Origin of the sequence: Actinoallomurus oryzae (genome assembly GCF_039541955.1) — a bacterium.
In the GTDB taxonomy this organism is placed as follows: domain Bacteria; phylum Actinomycetota; class Actinomycetes; order Streptosporangiales; family Streptosporangiaceae; genus Actinoallomurus; species Actinoallomurus oryzae.
The window spans coordinates 488,006-502,035 of sequence record NZ_BAABHF010000010.1 but is presented as its reverse complement, the minus strand read 5'-3'; the positions used below and the strand labels follow the sequence as shown (position 1 = coordinate 502,035).

Here is a 14,030-nt window from a genome sequence, read left to right as displayed (position 1 = left end):
GAGAAGGCCCCGGCCGCTCCCGACGCGGGCGGCATGGACTTCTAAGTCCCACAACGTCAGGGGCGGCCCTCGGTGCTGGGGCCGCCCCTTTCGTTATGCGTTTCAAGGGGAATCGAATCCTGTCCCCGCTCCGCCGCGTCGGTCGTACACTTCGCGCGTGGACCTTTTCAACACCCCTGTGCTCGTTTACGACCAGCCGCCGGAGATGTTCTCGGTCGAGGCGAAGTACACCATCTGGAATCCGCAGGGTCAGCCGGTCGCCAATGTCGCGGAACAGGGCGTGGGCGGAGCCCAGAAGGCCTGGCGCGTGCTCAACCAGCGCCGCAACGACCAGGCCAAGCGCGACCTTCTCGTCACCAGGCCCGACGGCATGCCCTATTTCTGGGTGAACAAGCCGTACTCCTACGTCGGCACGCCGAAGATCGACGTCGTCACGCCACAGGGGCAGTTGATCGGCCATCTCCGCAAGCGAGCCCTGCAGGGCTACGAGATGCTCGACGCGTACGAGCGCCAGATCGGCTACTTCGACCACATGAGCTCCCAGGTGACCGACTGGCAGAACGTCCAGATCGCGTCCTTCCGGCGGGCCGGGGGCGTGGGCGACTACATCTCGCAGATGTTCAGCGGCGCCGACCGCTACGTGCTACAGCTCAACTTCCAGCTCCCCGAGCCGATCCGTACGCTGACGCTGGCCTGCCCGCTCGCCTACGACACGACCCGGTCCTCCAACCGCGGGATGGGCGGCTTCCTGGGCATCTGAAGGCCGGAGGTCGCTCCCTCACAGCGGCTCGCCGGACTCCAGGAGCGACTTGAGGCCGGCGATGACGCGCGGCCAGCCGTTGCTCACGTCCGGGAGTACGGCGCTGCCGGGGTCGAAGCCGTCATGGGTCACCGTCAGCTTCACCGCGGCTCCGGCCTCCTCCAGGTCGAACGTGACCTTGGACCGGGGCTCGGCGGCCAGCGCGGCCAGGGCCTCCGCGGACTTACCGGCGTACTCCGCCCACTCGGGTGTGAAGGTGTGCCAGGTGTAGGACAGCCGCCGGTACGGCTCGCTGACCAGCACCACCTGCTCCGGGTCGCTCGTCTCGAACCCGCCTTCCCGCCAGGTCATCGGCGCGCCCGCCGACCAGTCCGTGCCGAACTCGACGCCCCAGTAGCGCTTGGTGAACACCGGATCGGTGAGCGCCTGCCAGAGCTGGTCGGGCGTGGTCCTGATGTAGGTGACGTAGACGAACTCGGGCTTGCTCATCAGGCGGTCCTCCAGTGAGGTCTTCAGGTCGGCGAGCGCGCGCACCCGCTCGCGGTCGTACCGGTTGATCCAGCGTTCGGCGATCTCGTTGATGGGCGCGGCGTTGAGGTAGTGCAGCTTCTCCCGGCCGTGCCGGACGGTCGTCACGAGGCCGGCGGCCTCCAGCACTCCGAGGTGCTTGGTGACGGCCTGGCGGGTCATGCCCGACTCGGTGCACAGCTCACGCAGGCTCTGTCCGCTGCGCGCGTTGAGGCTGTCGAGCAGCCGCCGGCGTGTGGTGTCGGCGAGCGCCTTGAAGACCGCGTCCATCCCCATCCCTCGAACAAAAGGCAACCTTCCGGTTGCATAAGAATTTAGGCAACCCGAAGGTTGCGTGTCAATCCCGGGACACCGTACGGAGCTGTACGACCCGCCCGCCGGACCGGCTCAGCGTGCGTCCCGCGCCGAAGCCAGCTCCTTGAAGATGCCGGTGAGGCCGAGCTCGAACCGGTGGGTGAGGCCGGGGCGGCCGGTGAGCTCGTCGGCCACGGCCACCAGATCGGGGTAGCGATCGGCGGGCAGGTCGCGGAGGAACTCGTTGATCTGCGTCAGTCGCGCCTGGTTGGCGGCGCCCTTGCCGAAGGCGACCTCCTGGGCGGCGAAACCGACGACGTAGAACATCAACAGCAGGTAGCCGTAGCCGGAGAGGCGGTTGTCGAAGCCGGCCCGGCGGAGGACGCCGATGACATGGTCGGCCAGCCGCAGCCCGCCCGGGCCGAACGGAATCCGGCCGGGAAGCAGCCGGACCACCGCGGGGTGGGCCAGGAGGACCTGGCGCAGCTCCAGTCCGATGCCGACCAGCCGATCGGCCCAGTCGCGGCCGTCGTCGTCGGCCAGCGGACACAGGCCGATGACGGTGTCGATCAGCAGCTCGAAGAGCTCGTCCTTGCTGCGGACGTGCCAGTACAGCGACGGGGACTTGATGTCGAGGGCGACGGCCAGCTTGCGCATGCTGAACGCGTCGTACCCCTGCTCGTCGAGCAGCTTCAAGGCGGTCTGGGCGATCCGCGCGCGGTCAAGCCGGGGATCGGCCTCCTCCGCCGGGGTCGGAAAGCCGAGCTCGTGCGGTGTCATCCGTGTCTCCCCTGCCGTTTCGCCTTCCGACAATCTAGCAGTGCGAGGGAGTCCCTACCGCTGCTAGTCTCCACCTTGCATTGCTAGGGAGATGGAGAGTTGGCATCCATGCCGTATCCGCACGTGGTCATCGTTGGCGCCGGGCTGGGCGGCCTGTGCCTGGCGCAGGGACTCCGGCGATCGGGGGTGAGCTTCGCCGTCTACGAAGGCGACCGGTCCCTCACCTCGCGCCCCCAGGGCTACCGCATCCACATCGACGGGCAGGGCGACCAGGCCCTGGCCCAGGTCCTGCCCGCCGAACTGCACCGGCTGTTCCGCGCCACGGCCGGTGTGCCGAGGACCCGCACACCGGTGTTCGACGACCAGCTCACCAGGCTGACCGTGCTCGAACCGGCCGACGACGGCGTGCACCTGGCGGTCAACCGGTTGACGTTGCGGCAGATCCTGCTCAGCGGCGTGCGGGACTCCGTCGCCTTCGGCAAGCGGCTCACCCGCTACGGCTCGGCGGCCGACGGCCGCGTCACCGCGTACTTCTCCGACGGCACCCGGGCGACCGGCGACGTCCTCGTGGCGGCCGACGGCGTGAACTCGCCGGTGCGCCGCCAGTACCTGCCGCACGCCCGCGTGGTCGACACCGGGCTACGTCAGCTTTACGGCAAGGTGCCGCTGGACGACCGGACCCGGGAGCTGTTCCTCCCGGACATGCACGCCGTGTTCACCCCGATCATCGGTCCGAACAAGAATTACGTCGGGGTCGCGCCGGTGCAGTACCCCGAGCCGGTGGCGCGGGCCACCGCCCGGCTGGCCCCCGGCGTACGGCTGACCGACACCACCGACTACATGACGTGTTCGTTCGGCTCACGACCCGAATTCCTGCCCGCAGCGGACGAGGAGCTGTACGCCATGTCCGGCGAGCAGCTGCGGGAGATGACCCTGCGAATGATCAGAGACTGGCATCCCCGCGTCCGCCGGATCATCGAGCACTGGCAGCCCGACACGGTCTTCCCGCTGACGCTGCGCACCAGCGTGCCGATCGACCCGTGGGCCACCACCAACGTCACCCTGCTCGGCGACGCGATCCACGCGATGAGCCCGGCCGCGGGCGTCGGCGCCAACACCGCCCTGCGCGACGCCGCCAACCTCACCACCGCGCTCGGCAAGGTCGCGCACGGCGAGCCGCTCATCCCGGCACTGGCCGCCTATGAGGCAGAGATGATCGACTACGGCTTCGCCGCGGTGCGCACGTCCGCCGCCAACGGCCACCGCATGCTCGGCCAGGACCCTCTCCCCGCCTAGGGCCGCCCGCACTGCGGAAATCCGGAAGACCATGACAACCGATCGACGGGAGGGAGGGGTTGATGGGGGTGTAGGGACGACGAAAGGAAACAACCGATGACCGACCGCAGACGCCGCCGGAGCGTGATGGTGCTGACGGGGGCGGCGGCCGCCGTGCTCGCGGGAGTGTGGGTTGGCGGTACCGCCCTGGCGGGCGGCTCCGGCCACGAGTCGTCGCCGGTGGCCGACGTGCGCGTCGCGGCTCCGAGCGCTCGGCCGTCCGATCCCACGATCGCTCCCCGGCCGAGCGCGCCGCCCACCCGCCCGCCGACGGCCACACCCTCGCGCCGTCCGACGGCACCCCCGGCGGCCACGCCCTCGCCCCGCCCGCCCGTCGTGGGCAAGCCGCCCGTACACCGGCCGTGTAAGCCGGTGCCCTCTCGTACGCCGTCCACCCGGCGCGAGACGCCGCGCCCGGTGCCCTCGGTGCGCCCGTGCCCGCCGCCGACCGTGCCCGGCCTGGGCTAGGTGGCACGCTGTCGGGCGTGAGCGGTGAAGGGGCACGCGGAGGCGACGGCGAGCTCACCTTCGATGAGTTCGTGGTCGCCTCCGCGGGCCGCCTCCTGCGTACCGCGATCTTCCTCGTCTACGACCGGCACCTGGCCGAGGACCTCCTCCAGACGACGTACGAGCGGGTCGCGCGGCGCTGGAACCGGGTCCGGCGCGGGGGCCGGCCGGAGGCATACGCGCGGACGGTGCTGGTCAACCTCGCCATCGACGACCGCAAGCGTCGCGGGAGACGGCCGGACGTGCCGGTCGGTGGCGCGGAGGATGTGGACCGGTTCGCGGCACGGCGGCCACGCGAGGCGGACGGGACGCCGCTGGACGACGTCCTCGCACGGCTGCCCGTCAAGCAGCGGGCCGTGATGGTGCTGCGGTACTGGTGCGGCCTCAGCGAACAGGAGATCGCCGAGGCGCTCGGCGTCTCCCGCGGCACGGTCAAGAGCCACACGGCGCGGGCGATGGCCGCGCTGCGGCGCGAACTGGCGGAGGAGGGCTCGCGGCATGGATGACGACCTTGAGAACCTGCTCGTCGAGCACTACCGGCGCGCGGCCGAGGAGATCGAGCCGGACGCCGGGCTCATCGACCGGTACCGGAACGCCGGACGGCCGGAACGCGGATCCTGGACGAGGCTCGGCCCCCTCGCGGTCGCGGCCGCGGTCGCGCTCGTCGTGCTGGCCGGGCTCCTGCTGTGGCCGCGCCATCGCGCCGCCGTGCCGATCGGGCCGCCGTCGCCCACGGGCCGTCCCTCGACATCGAGCACGCCGAGCGTCCCGCCTCCGGTGCTGAAGCCGCCCGTCGTCCGCCGGACGCCCACGCCGCGCCCCAGCGGATCGGTGACGGCCCCGTCCGTACCCCGGGCGACCCCGAGCCGGCGCGGCGCCGGTCAGAGCTCTTCGTCGGCGAGGACGGCGTCGGCGTCGACGATGCGGTAGGCGTAGCCCTGCTCGGCGAGGAAGCGCTGCCGATGGGCGGCGTAGTCCTGGTCGAGGGTGTCGCGGGCGACGACGGAGTAGAACCGCGCGCCCTTGCCGGACGCCTTCGGGCGCAGCACGCGGCCGAGGCGCTGGGCCTCCTCCTGGCGCGACCCGAACGTCCCCGACACCTGGACGGCGACGGCCGCCTCGGGCAGGTCGATGGAGAAGTTGGCCACCTTCGAGACGATCAGCACCGAGATCTCGCCGGACCGGAACGCGTCGAACAGCCGCTCGCGCTCCTTGACCTTCGTCTCGCCCTTGATCACCGGGGCGTCCAGGCGTTCGCCGAGCTCGTCGAGCTGGTCGATGTACTGGCCGATGACCAGGGTCTGCTCGCCGCGGTGGCGCTCCACCAGGGCCTGCACCACCGACGACTTGGTCGGCGTCGTCGCGCAGAACCGGTAGCGGTCCTCCTGCTCGGCCGTGGCGTACGCGAGCCGCTCGGAGTCGGTCAGGGTCACGCGCACCTCGACGCAGTCCGCCGGGGCGATCCAGCCCTGCGCCTCCATCTCCTTCCACGGAGCGTCGTACCGCTTGGGCCCGATGAGGGAGAACACGTCGCCCTCGCGGCCGTCCTCGCGCACGAGCGTGGCGGTCAGGCCCAGCCGGCGGCGGGTCTGCAGGTCGGCGGTCATCCGGAAGATCGGCGCCGGCAGCAGGTGCACCTCGTCGTACATGATCAGGCCCCAGTCGCGGGCGTCGAACAGCTCCAGGTGCGTGTAGGCGCCCTTCCGCCGGGTGGTCATGACCTGGTACGTCGCGATGGTGACGGGACGGATCTGCTTCTTGGTGCCGGTGTACTCGCCGATCTCCTCCTCGGTCAGCGAGGTGCGGCGGAGCAGCTCCTGCTTCCACTGGTGCGCCGAGACGGTGTTGGTGACGAGGATCAGCGTGGTCGCCGCCGCGTGCGCCATCGCCGCCGCGCCGACGATCGTCTTTCCCGCGCCACAGGGCAGGACGACCACCCCGGAGCCGCCGTGCCAGAAGGAGTCGGCCGCCTCGCGCTGGTAACCGCGCAGCGCCCAGCCCTCCTCGACCAGGGAGATCGGGTGCGCCTCGCCGTCGACGTAGCCGGCGAGGTCCTCGGCCGGCCAGCCGAGCTTGAGCAGCGCCTGCTTGAGCGTGCCGCGCTCGCTCGGATGCACCGCCACGCTGTCGTCGTCCACCCGCGTGCCGAACATCGACTGGAGCTTCCTGGCGCGCAGCACCTCCTCCAGCACCGCGCGGTCGGAGGAGGAGAGGACCAGCCCGTACGTCGGGTGCTTCTCCAGCCGCAGCCGGCCGTACCGGCCCATCGTGTCGGCGATGTCCACCAGAAGGGCGTGCGGGACCGGGTAGCGCGCGAAGCTGATCAGCGCGTCGATCACCTGCTCGGCGTCGTGGCCGGCCGCCCGCGCGTTCCACAGCGCCAGGGGCGTGATCCGGTAGGTGTGGACGTGCTCGGGTGCGCGTTCGAGCTCGGCGAACGGTGCGATCGCCTTACGGCACTCGGTCGCCGCCTCGTGGTCGACCTCGAGCAGCAGGGTCTTGTCGGACTGGACGATGAGCGGGCCGTCGGTCACGGGATGCCTTTCGGAGCCGGGGGTCACAGTTTCCAACAGCCGGAGCCCCCGCGCTGCTTCCCGCGCGGATTGCTCAGGTACTGGTGTCGGAGTGCTCACCGATCACGGCGAGGGCGATGAGGCCGCCGATGGCCAGGAGGATGTTGACGGCGAAGCAGACCCACGAGGTGATGCTCAGCTTGCGGTAGGACTCCGGATCGGTGTCGCTCTTGTTCAGCGCGATCGCCGCCGTGATCACACCCGGGATCCACAGCAGGCCGGCGCAGCAGAGGAACGCCGCGACGATGTTGGCCACGAGCGCGGCGATGGCCATGCCGTTGCCGCGCGGCACGCCGGCGGGTCCGTACGGGCCGTACGCGCCCTGCCCGTACGCACTCTGCCCGTAGGCGCCCTGCCCGTACGCGCCCTGGCCGTACGGGTCGTACGCGCCGTAGGGATTCTGCCCGTACGGATCTTGCCCGTAGGGATCCTGACCGTAGGGGTTCTGCCCCTGGCCGTACTGTCCGTACGCGTCGCGCCAGTCCGGTTGGCCCGGTGGGTCCTGCCACGTCATGGTGAGTCTCCTGGGTGTCGGCCCGTTGATAGGACGCGAGAGAACGGTGTCCGGTTTCGGCGCCCGGCGGGATCAGCCGGCGCCATCGACGTCGGCGACCCCGGTGATGCGGTGCAGCGCGAACCGGTGCACGGCGGCGCGGGTCGCGTCGTACGCGGTGAGGAAACCGCCCTCGATGCGCGCGGGCTCGATGATTCGGCTGGACGCCTGGCCCTGCTGGTCGAGGTAGCCGATCCACACGCGCCCGCCGCGGTCGGTCGCCTCGCGCAGGCGCTGGACCATCGCCGCCGCCGGCGAGCGGGGCGGCGAGCCGTTCGGGACCGCGACGCGTGCGGCCTCGTCGCCCGCGCGCAGCGCGCGCACCGCCGCGGTGATCACCGAGCCGTCGGGGCCGGAGCCGAGGACGGAGTGGTGCGCCGGTTCGTACGCGCCGTGCCCGGCCGTGTCGGCGCGCCGGGCGTCGAGACGGGTGATCACGACTGAGCCCTCGGGCGACTCGGCGACCGGGGCGTACCCGAGCACGCGGAGCCCGTCGAGGAGCTCGGAGCGGGGCACGCGGGAGGCGAGGACGGTCGGGGCGAGCCGGTGCAACCGCAGCTGCTCGGCACGCCGGTCGGCCATGATCTCCTCGAGCACGGCCGGGTCGTCGCTGCGGACGTAGGCCGACGCTATGCCCACGCGCAGCCGCCCGTGCCGGCGGGCGACATCCTCGATCAGGTAGCTCAGCGGCTGCGGCAGGGCGGTCGTCGAGTGCCGCGTGAGCAGCTCGATCAGCTCGGACGCGCCGCGCCCCGCGTCGAGCGCGCGGCGCACGGACTCGGGGGTGAAGCGGTAGACGGTGGCCCCGCCGGTCGACTCGACGTCGGCGGCGAGCGCCAGCTCACGGGCGAGGTCGGCCACCAGCGGCCCGGGGGCGACGGCGGTCAGGTCGGCCTGGATCATCACGTGGTCGACGGGTGTGGGCAGCACCGCTCGCAGGGCCGCCTCGGCGTCGCCGCCGGCGAGCAGCGCCCGCGTGTGCTCGGCCAGCGCACGGAAGCCCGTCACGCCCAGGGCCTCCGCCTCGCGGAGCGTCCATCCGACGAGCCGCTCGCGCAGCACGCCGCCGCGGCGCGGCTGGTGCCAGACGAGGTTGGCGTAGACGCCCTCGGCGGTCGGCGCCGTGCCCACCGGAGCGTCGGCGAGCGCCTCGAGCGTCGCGCGCCGCACCTGCGGCGCGCTGGCCCGGATCGCCTCCTCGGACAGGGCGTTGATCAGGCGGTCGCGCTCGTCGCGTTCGCCCGCGAGGCCGGGGGCGCGGTCCATGCGCAGCCAGGCGCCCGCGACGGTGACCCAGCGGCGCTCGACGTCGTGCAGCCGCCACAGGTCGTACGCCGGCGTTGGCAGCCACACGGCGTCGCCGCCGCGTCCGCCCACCCCGGAGCCGTCGTAGTCGCCGCTGCGCGCGAGCAGCCCGGAGGCGTACGCGACCTCGATCAGCAGCGCCGTCGTCCACTCCGGCAGGTCCAGGTGCGCGGCGGTGGCCCGCAGGTCGCGGATGCCGAGCCCGCCGGTGCGCAGCACGCCCGGTGGGTCGACACCCCAGCGTTCGAGCAGGTCCTCGAGGGTGCGTACGGTGGTGAAGGCCTGGCCGCCCGCGGTGCTGTCCACCAGCTTCCGCTCGCGCACGCTGCCGCCGAGCGGCGGCGGGGCGGTCGCCGGCTCGCGGAAGACCCGGCCGCCGCGGAGAAAGAGGCCGACCTCGCGGGGGAGCGTCACCGTACGGTCATCGGTGGCGGCGAGCAGCCCGCGGGCGAGGAGCCGCTCGATCGGGGAGTTCGCGGTGGCGAGCGTGACGGGACGGCGGGCGCCGTCGACCTTGCCGATCGGCGGGCCCCAGGCGAGCCGGTCGAGCGCGGCGCGCGCCTCGGGGCCGGCGTCCTCGACCAGGGCGCCGATCCGCTCGCAGATCGCCCGTACCGAGTCGAGGCCGAGGTCGTCGAGCAGCGCGGTCATGCGGTCGGACGGGTAGGAGGCGAACGCCTCTTTGGCGGGCGGGCCGAGGCCGGCCGGATGCGGCACCGCGCCACGGGCGCCGGGCGCGGCCCGCAACTCGCCGTCGTCGCCCCACACGAGGGCGAGCGAGCGCAGCCGGCCGAGCGCGGGGCGTACGTCCGCGCCGACGGCGGCGGCCAGGTCGTCGTAGGTCGTGGGGGAGGGCAGCACGAGCAGGGCCTCGAAAACGCTCAGCGCGAACCGGTCGAGGCGGTCGAGGGCGCGGGAGAGGGCGGAGGGGGCCGAGGCGCGGGAGGACAGCGCCGTGATGTCCGCGGGCACCGGAGTGATCAGCTCGGGACGGCACGCGAACAGCGCGCGCAACTCCTCGTCGTCGCGCGCCCGCAGCCAGTCGGCATAGGTCTCCGTGCTCACTCCCACAACGGTAATCCGGGTCCGGACCCACGCGCGCCGTAGCGTCGGTTTCCGCGGGGCTTCCGCGCCGTGGTCAGACGGCCCGGGCGGGCTGGCCGGCGAGGCCGAGGGCGAGGGCGGCCCAGCCGTTGATGAAGCGTTCTTCGTCGACGCGCTGGGGAGGCTCGTGCAGGGCGTCGCTCGCGAGCCAGTAGTTGACGATGGAGCCGCCGAGCGCCAGGCCGATGGCGTCCCAGTCGGCCTCGACGCCGGCCATTTCCGGCTGGCCGGCCAGCCACTTGCCGATCATGTCGTAGAGCGGGTTGACGATGCCCTCTCTCATCTCGGTGATGAGGTTGGGGAACTTGTCGAGGTCGCGGAAGAGCACCCGGATGAGGTCGGCCTCCTCGCGCATCTTGGCCATGCCGAGCGTCGCGGCCAGCCGCAGCCGGTCGATCAGCGGCCGGGCGCGTACGTCGTCGGCGTGCTGGAAGGTCGCGGAGACCTGCTTGGAGGTGCGGGTGATGTGCTCGCGCACCGCGGCCGCGAGGACCTCCTCCTTGGAGCGGAAGTGGCGGTAGAGACCACCGGCGCCCGGGGACAGGCCCGAGGCGGCCTCGATCTCGGCGACGGACGTCGCGGCGTAGCCGCGTTCGGCGAACAGCCGGAGCGCCTCGGAAACGATCCGCTCACGCGTGGATCTCTGCATTATGTGCTCCTCCCCGGAAAGCGTAGGCCATGAAAGCACTTACTGACATCGGTGAGCCGCACGGGCCTCTTCCGCGCTCTGGTGGTGAGCGGGCAGATGCGGTGAAATACACGAGGAGGTGGGTCCATGTCCCGTCCCTCATACAGTCACGGCACTTCCGACCTTCCGCTGCTCGGCCAGACCATCGGGCAGAACCTACGGCACGTGGCGTCCGTCCTTCCCCACCGCGATGCTCTCGTCGATGTGCCGAGCGGCCGCCGCTGGACGTACCAGGAGTTCGACGAGGAGGTCGCCACTCTCGCCCGGGGCCTGATCGCCGCCGGGATCGACAAGGGCGACCGCGTCGGCATCTGGTCGCCGAACAACCCCGAGTGGGTGCTGCTGCAGTACGCCACCGCGGAGATCGGCGCCATCCTGGTCAACGTCAACCCGGCCTACCGCACCCACGAGCTGACCTACGCGCTCCGGCAGTCGGGCGTGAAGCTCCTGGTCAGCGCTGTTTCTTACAAGACGAGCGACTACCGGGGCATGGTCGAGGAGGTGCGCTCCGGCCTGCCGGCGCTGGAGCGGGTGATCTACCTCGGCACGGAGGAGTGGGAGGCGCTGTCGATCGCGGGCGCCGCGCTGGACCCCGAGCGGCTCGACTCCCGGATGGCGGCCCTGTCGCCCGACGACCCCATCAACATCCAGTACACCTCGGGCACCACCGGCTTTCCCAAGGGTGCGACGCTGTCGCACCACAACATCCTCAACAACGGCTTCTTCATCGGCGAGCTGTGCCGTTACACGGAGATCGACCGGGTCTGCGTGCCGGTGCCGTTCTACCACTGCTTCGGCATGGTCCTCGGCAACCTGGCGATCACCACGCACGGCGCGTGCATCGTCATCCCGGCGCCCGTCTTCGACCCGAAGGCGACGCTGGACGCCGTGCAGGCCGAGCGCTGCACCTCGCTGTACGGCGTGCCGACGATGTTCATCGCCGAACTGGCGCTGCCGGAGTTCTCCTCCTACGACCTGACGTCCCTGCGCACCGGCATCATGGCGGGCTCGCCCTGCCCGGTGGAGGTCATGAGGCGCGTCGTCGCCGAGATGCACATGCGCGAGGTGACGATCTGCTACGGCATGACCGAGACGTCGCCGGTGTCCGCCCAGACCCGGTACGACGAGGAGCTGGACCGCCGGGTCTCCACCGTCGGCCGCGTGCACCCGCACACCGAGGTGAAGATCGTCGACCCGGCGACGGGGCTGACCGTGCCGCGCGGCACGCCGGGGGAGCTGTGCACCCGTGGGTACTCGGTGATGCTCGGATACTGGGAGGACCCCGAACGGACCGCCGAGGTCATCGACGCCGCCCGCTGGATGCACACCGGCGACCTCGCGACGATGGACGAGGCCGGCTACGTCAACATCGTCGGCCGGATCAAGGACATGGTGATCCGCGGCGGGGAGAACCTGTATCCGCGGGAGATCGAGGAGTTCCTGTACGGCCACCCGGACATCGAGGACGTGCAGGTCATCGGCGTCCCGGACGCCAAGTACGGCGAAGAGCTGTGCGCCTGGGTGAAGACACGGCCGGGCTCCGTGCTGACGGCGGAGGACGTACGGGACTTTTGCCGGGGAAAGCTCGCCCACCACAAGATCCCCCGGTACGTCCGGTTCGCCGACGGCTTCCCGATGACGGTCACCGGGAAGATCCAGAAGTTCAAGATGCGCAAGACGTCGATCGAGGAGCTGGGCCTGACGGACGTCGCGAACACCGAGACCGCCTGAGCCGGCGCACCGAGGACCGCACGCACCCCGGAATCGCGCCGTCGGTCCGTGTTCAGCCCGACGTACGCACGCCGGTGCGCGTGTACTTCCCGCCGATTCCGGCCGGGGCGAAGCAGGTCACCGTGCTGACCCCTGGGTCAAGAACGTCCCGGTCCGGTGACCGTACCGCTCTCGCGCCCCGGCGTCGGATCGCCGTTCTCGGCGGCGCGGCGGGCGCGGTGGGCGCGGACCCGGCCCCGGCTCGCGCACGCCGGTGACGGGCACCAGCGGCGGCGTCCCGGCGGATCGAGGAAGACGCCCCGGCAGTCGTGCTCCGGGCAGCTCTTCAGCGCCAGCCGGTCGGCGCCGGTGAGCTGGTCCACCGCCTGACGGGCGATCCGGGCGAGGGCCCGCGCCGCCGTCGCCGGAGGCTCGCGGCGTAGCCGGTCGTCCGTGGTCAGCCGGATCGGATCGTCATGCTCGGCGAGGAACGCGGTCAGGTCCGCGACGGCGTCCGCGGGCGGCGGCCGGCGGTCGACGGTGGCCAGCGCCAGCGCACGCAGGGTCTCCCGCAGTTCCCGGGCCTGCTCGAGGTCGCCTTGGCCGGGCCGCCGGACCGGGGACAGCTCGCAGCGTTCCAGCCACTCCGCGAGCCGGTCGGGAGTGGCCAGCCGTTCGACCGGCTTCGCGCTGAACCTGCGGCCCGTGGTGGCGAGCAGGTTCAGCCAGGTGGCACCGCAGTCGAAGCGGAAGGCGAGCTGGTCTTCTCCGGCCATGCGGCCACTGTAACGCCTTGCCCGTTACATCTGCTAGCGTCGATCGGTGTAACGGATGAGGCGTTACGGAGAAGGCGGCCGAGGAACGGGGGACGGCGATGGGGCAGGCACTGCCGGCGGGGGCCCGACCGGAGCGTGCGGAGGGATGCCGCCCGCCGGACGTCCGCCGGGACGAGGCCGGTGCGCTGGTCCGTACGGTGCTCGGCGACGTCGCGCCGGACGAACTCGGCGTCTGCGACGCCCACGACCACCTGTTCATCCGCTCGCCGGCCCTGCCCGGCCAGGAGCTGGACGACGCCGGGGCCGCGCTCGCCGAGCTGAACGCCTTCGCCGCGCTCGGCGGGAAGACCGTGGTGCAGTGGACACCGTGGGGGATGGGCCCCCGAACCGAGGAGCTGCCCGGCCTGTCCCGGCGGTCCGGGGTCCATCTCGTCGGCGCCACCGGAATGCACCAGGCCAGGCACTACGCCCGCGATGAGCGGGCCGGCGTCCGTGACGACCTGGCCGAGCTGTTCGTCCACGAACTGACCGGCGCTCGCGTGAAGGCCGGACTGATCAAGGTCGCGGGTGCCTATCACCGTCTCGACGACCACGCCCGGCACGTCATGGCCGCGGCCGCCGAGGCGCATCACGCCACCGACGCGCCCATCGGTGTCCACCTGGAGGCCGGAACCGCCGCCATGGACGTCCTCGACCTGCTGTGCGGGACGCACGGGGTCTCTCCGCGGCGCGTCATCCTCGGACACCTGCACCGATTCCCGGATACGAGGATGCACCGGGCGGTCGCCGAGGCGGGCGCGTTCCTGGCCTTCGACGGTCCGTCCCGCGCGCACCACGCCACCGACTGGCGCCTGCTGGACGGCATCGAGAGCCTGGCCGACGCCGGTCACGCCGCCCAGATCCTGCTCGGTGCCGACACGGTCACCGCGGCGGCCCGGTCGGGAGCCGACGGCCCCGGCATGCCGTTCCTGCTCGCCGGCCTGCGCCCGCGGATCGAACGGGAACTCGGCGCCGCTCTGGCCGACGCGATCTTCATCCGGAACCCGGCCCGCGCCTTCGCGGCACGGTGGCGGCCATGACCGGACGGGTTCCGCGCGGCGGCGTCGCCCGGAGCCCG

At 71.9% G+C, this 14,030-nt stretch carries 14 protein-coding genes; 7 read left to right on the top strand and 7 right to left on the bottom strand.

Translation table 11 applies throughout. The features are described from left to right. Positions 1-157 precede the first annotated feature (157 nt). Positions 158-760 (top strand): hypothetical protein, encoded by a 603-nt coding sequence (locus ABEA10_RS07305; RefSeq protein ID WP_329243632.1) that lies wholly within the window; start codon positions 158-160, stop codon positions 758-760. Positions 761-778: 18 nt separating this feature from the next. Here ABEA10_RS07305 and ABEA10_RS07300 read toward each other — a convergent pair whose 3' ends face one another. Together ABEA10_RS07300 and ABEA10_RS07295 are read right to left on the bottom strand one after the other, a co-directional pair. After that, positions 779-1,558, bottom strand: coding sequence for an ArsR/SmtB family transcription factor (locus ABEA10_RS07300; protein ID WP_345458985.1), 780 nt, complete (start codon positions 1,556-1,558; stop codon positions 779-781). Between the two features lie 117 nt (positions 1,559-1,675). Further along, positions 1,676-2,362, bottom strand: a complete 687-nt coding sequence (locus tag ABEA10_RS07295; protein WP_329243625.1) for a TetR/AcrR family transcriptional regulator C-terminal domain-containing protein — start codon at positions 2,360-2,362, stop codon at positions 1,676-1,678. 108 nt (positions 2,363-2,470) lie between these two features. Between ABEA10_RS07295 and ABEA10_RS07290 the strand changes: the two genes are divergently transcribed. The 4 genes from ABEA10_RS07290 to ABEA10_RS07275 all read left to right on the top strand — a co-directional run bounded on the left by ABEA10_RS07290 (position 2,471) and on the right by ABEA10_RS07275 (position 5,134). Continuing rightward, positions 2,471-3,658, top strand: coding sequence for an FAD-dependent oxidoreductase (locus ABEA10_RS07290; protein ID WP_345458981.1), 1,188 nt, complete (start codon positions 2,471-2,473; stop codon positions 3,656-3,658). Positions 3,659-3,754: 96 nt separating this feature from the next. Next, positions 3,755-4,165: a hypothetical protein gene (locus ABEA10_RS07285; protein ID WP_345458979.1), complete on the top strand. Its 411-nt coding sequence runs from the start codon at positions 3,755-3,757 to the stop codon at positions 4,163-4,165. Between the two features lie 17 nt (positions 4,166-4,182). After that, entirely contained in the window at positions 4,183-4,710 is a 528-nt protein-coding gene (locus tag ABEA10_RS07280; protein WP_345458977.1) for a SigE family RNA polymerase sigma factor, read from the top strand. After that, positions 4,703-5,134 (top strand): hypothetical protein, encoded by a 432-nt coding sequence (locus tag ABEA10_RS07275; RefSeq protein WP_345458975.1) that lies wholly within the window; start codon positions 4,703-4,705, stop codon positions 5,132-5,134. Before ABEA10_RS07280 ends, ABEA10_RS07275 begins: the two co-directional genes overlap by 8 nt. Here the strand turns inward: ABEA10_RS07275 and ABEA10_RS07270 are convergent. The 4 genes from ABEA10_RS07270 to ABEA10_RS07255 all read right to left on the bottom strand — a co-directional run bounded on the left by ABEA10_RS07270 (position 5,086) and on the right by ABEA10_RS07255 (position 10,388). After that, the gene (locus tag ABEA10_RS07270; RefSeq protein ID WP_345458973.1) at positions 5,086-6,738 is read right to left on the bottom strand and encodes a DNA repair helicase XPB; all 1,653 of its coding nucleotides are present in this window, start codon (positions 6,736-6,738) and stop codon (positions 5,086-5,088) included. The two genes, ABEA10_RS07275 and ABEA10_RS07270, sit on opposite strands and share 49 nt — an antisense overlap. Before the next feature lie 73 nt (positions 6,739-6,811). After that, positions 6,812-7,291 (bottom strand): hypothetical protein, encoded by a 480-nt coding sequence (locus tag ABEA10_RS07265; protein WP_345458971.1) that lies wholly within the window; start codon positions 7,289-7,291, stop codon positions 6,812-6,814. 72 nt (positions 7,292-7,363) lie between these two features. Then, positions 7,364-9,700, bottom strand: coding sequence for a helicase-associated domain-containing protein (locus ABEA10_RS07260; RefSeq protein WP_345458969.1), 2,337 nt, complete (start codon positions 9,698-9,700; stop codon positions 7,364-7,366). 73 nt (positions 9,701-9,773) lie between these two features. Continuing rightward, complete coding sequence (locus ABEA10_RS07255; RefSeq protein WP_345458967.1) at positions 9,774-10,388, bottom strand: TetR/AcrR family transcriptional regulator; 615 nt, start codon at positions 10,386-10,388, stop codon at positions 9,774-9,776. A gap of 126 nt (positions 10,389-10,514) precedes the next feature. Between ABEA10_RS07255 and ABEA10_RS07250 the strand changes: the two genes are divergently transcribed. Next, on the top strand, positions 10,515-12,158 hold the full coding sequence (locus tag ABEA10_RS07250) for an AMP-binding protein (protein WP_345458965.1): 1,644 nt from the start codon (positions 10,515-10,517) through the stop codon (positions 12,156-12,158). 137 nt (positions 12,159-12,295) lie between these two features. Here ABEA10_RS07250 and ABEA10_RS07245 read toward each other — a convergent pair whose 3' ends face one another. Further along, entirely contained in the window at positions 12,296-12,913 is a 618-nt protein-coding gene (locus ABEA10_RS07245; protein ID WP_345458963.1) for a CGNR zinc finger domain-containing protein, read from the bottom strand. A 98-nt stretch (positions 12,914-13,011) separates the two neighbouring features. On the opposite strand from ABEA10_RS07245, the gene ABEA10_RS07240 reads away from it, so the two are divergent. Continuing rightward, a complete protein-coding gene (locus ABEA10_RS07240; protein WP_345458961.1) occupies positions 13,012-13,992 on the top strand; it encodes a phosphotriesterase family protein in 981 nt (326 codons plus the stop codon). Positions 13,993-14,030 lie beyond the last annotated feature (38 nt).

What these genes read in the sequence shown, in the direction of transcription:
- ABEA10_RS07300 (WP_345458985.1), bottom strand. Translation starts at nt 1,558, where the DNA reads ATGGACGCGGTCTTCAAGGCGCTCGCCGACACCACACGCCGGCGGCTG.
- ABEA10_RS07245 (WP_345458963.1), bottom strand. Translation starts at nt 12,913, where the DNA reads ATGGCCGGAGAAGACCAGCTCGCCTTCCGCTTCGACTGCGGTGCCACC.
- ABEA10_RS07255 (WP_345458967.1), bottom strand. Translation starts at nt 10,388, where the DNA reads ATGCAGAGATCCACGCGTGAGCGGATCGTTTCCGAGGCGCTCCGGCTG.
- ABEA10_RS07275 (WP_345458975.1), top strand. Translation starts at nt 4,703, where the DNA reads ATGGATGACGACCTTGAGAACCTGCTCGTCGAGCACTACCGGCGCGCG.
- ABEA10_RS07240 (WP_345458961.1), top strand. Translation starts at nt 13,012, where the DNA reads ATGGGGCAGGCACTGCCGGCGGGGGCCCGACCGGAGCGTGCGGAGGGA.
- ABEA10_RS07295 (WP_329243625.1), bottom strand. Translation starts at nt 2,362, where the DNA reads ATGACACCGCACGAGCTCGGCTTTCCGACCCCGGCGGAGGAGGCCGAT.
- ABEA10_RS07250 (WP_345458965.1), top strand. Translation starts at nt 10,515, where the DNA reads ATGTCCCGTCCCTCATACAGTCACGGCACTTCCGACCTTCCGCTGCTC.
- ABEA10_RS07265 (WP_345458971.1), bottom strand. Translation starts at nt 7,291, where the DNA reads ATGACGTGGCAGGACCCACCGGGCCAACCGGACTGGCGCGACGCGTAC.
- ABEA10_RS07285 (WP_345458979.1), top strand. Translation starts at nt 3,755, where the DNA reads ATGACCGACCGCAGACGCCGCCGGAGCGTGATGGTGCTGACGGGGGCG.
- ABEA10_RS07290 (WP_345458981.1), top strand. Translation starts at nt 2,471, where the DNA reads ATGCCGTATCCGCACGTGGTCATCGTTGGCGCCGGGCTGGGCGGCCTG.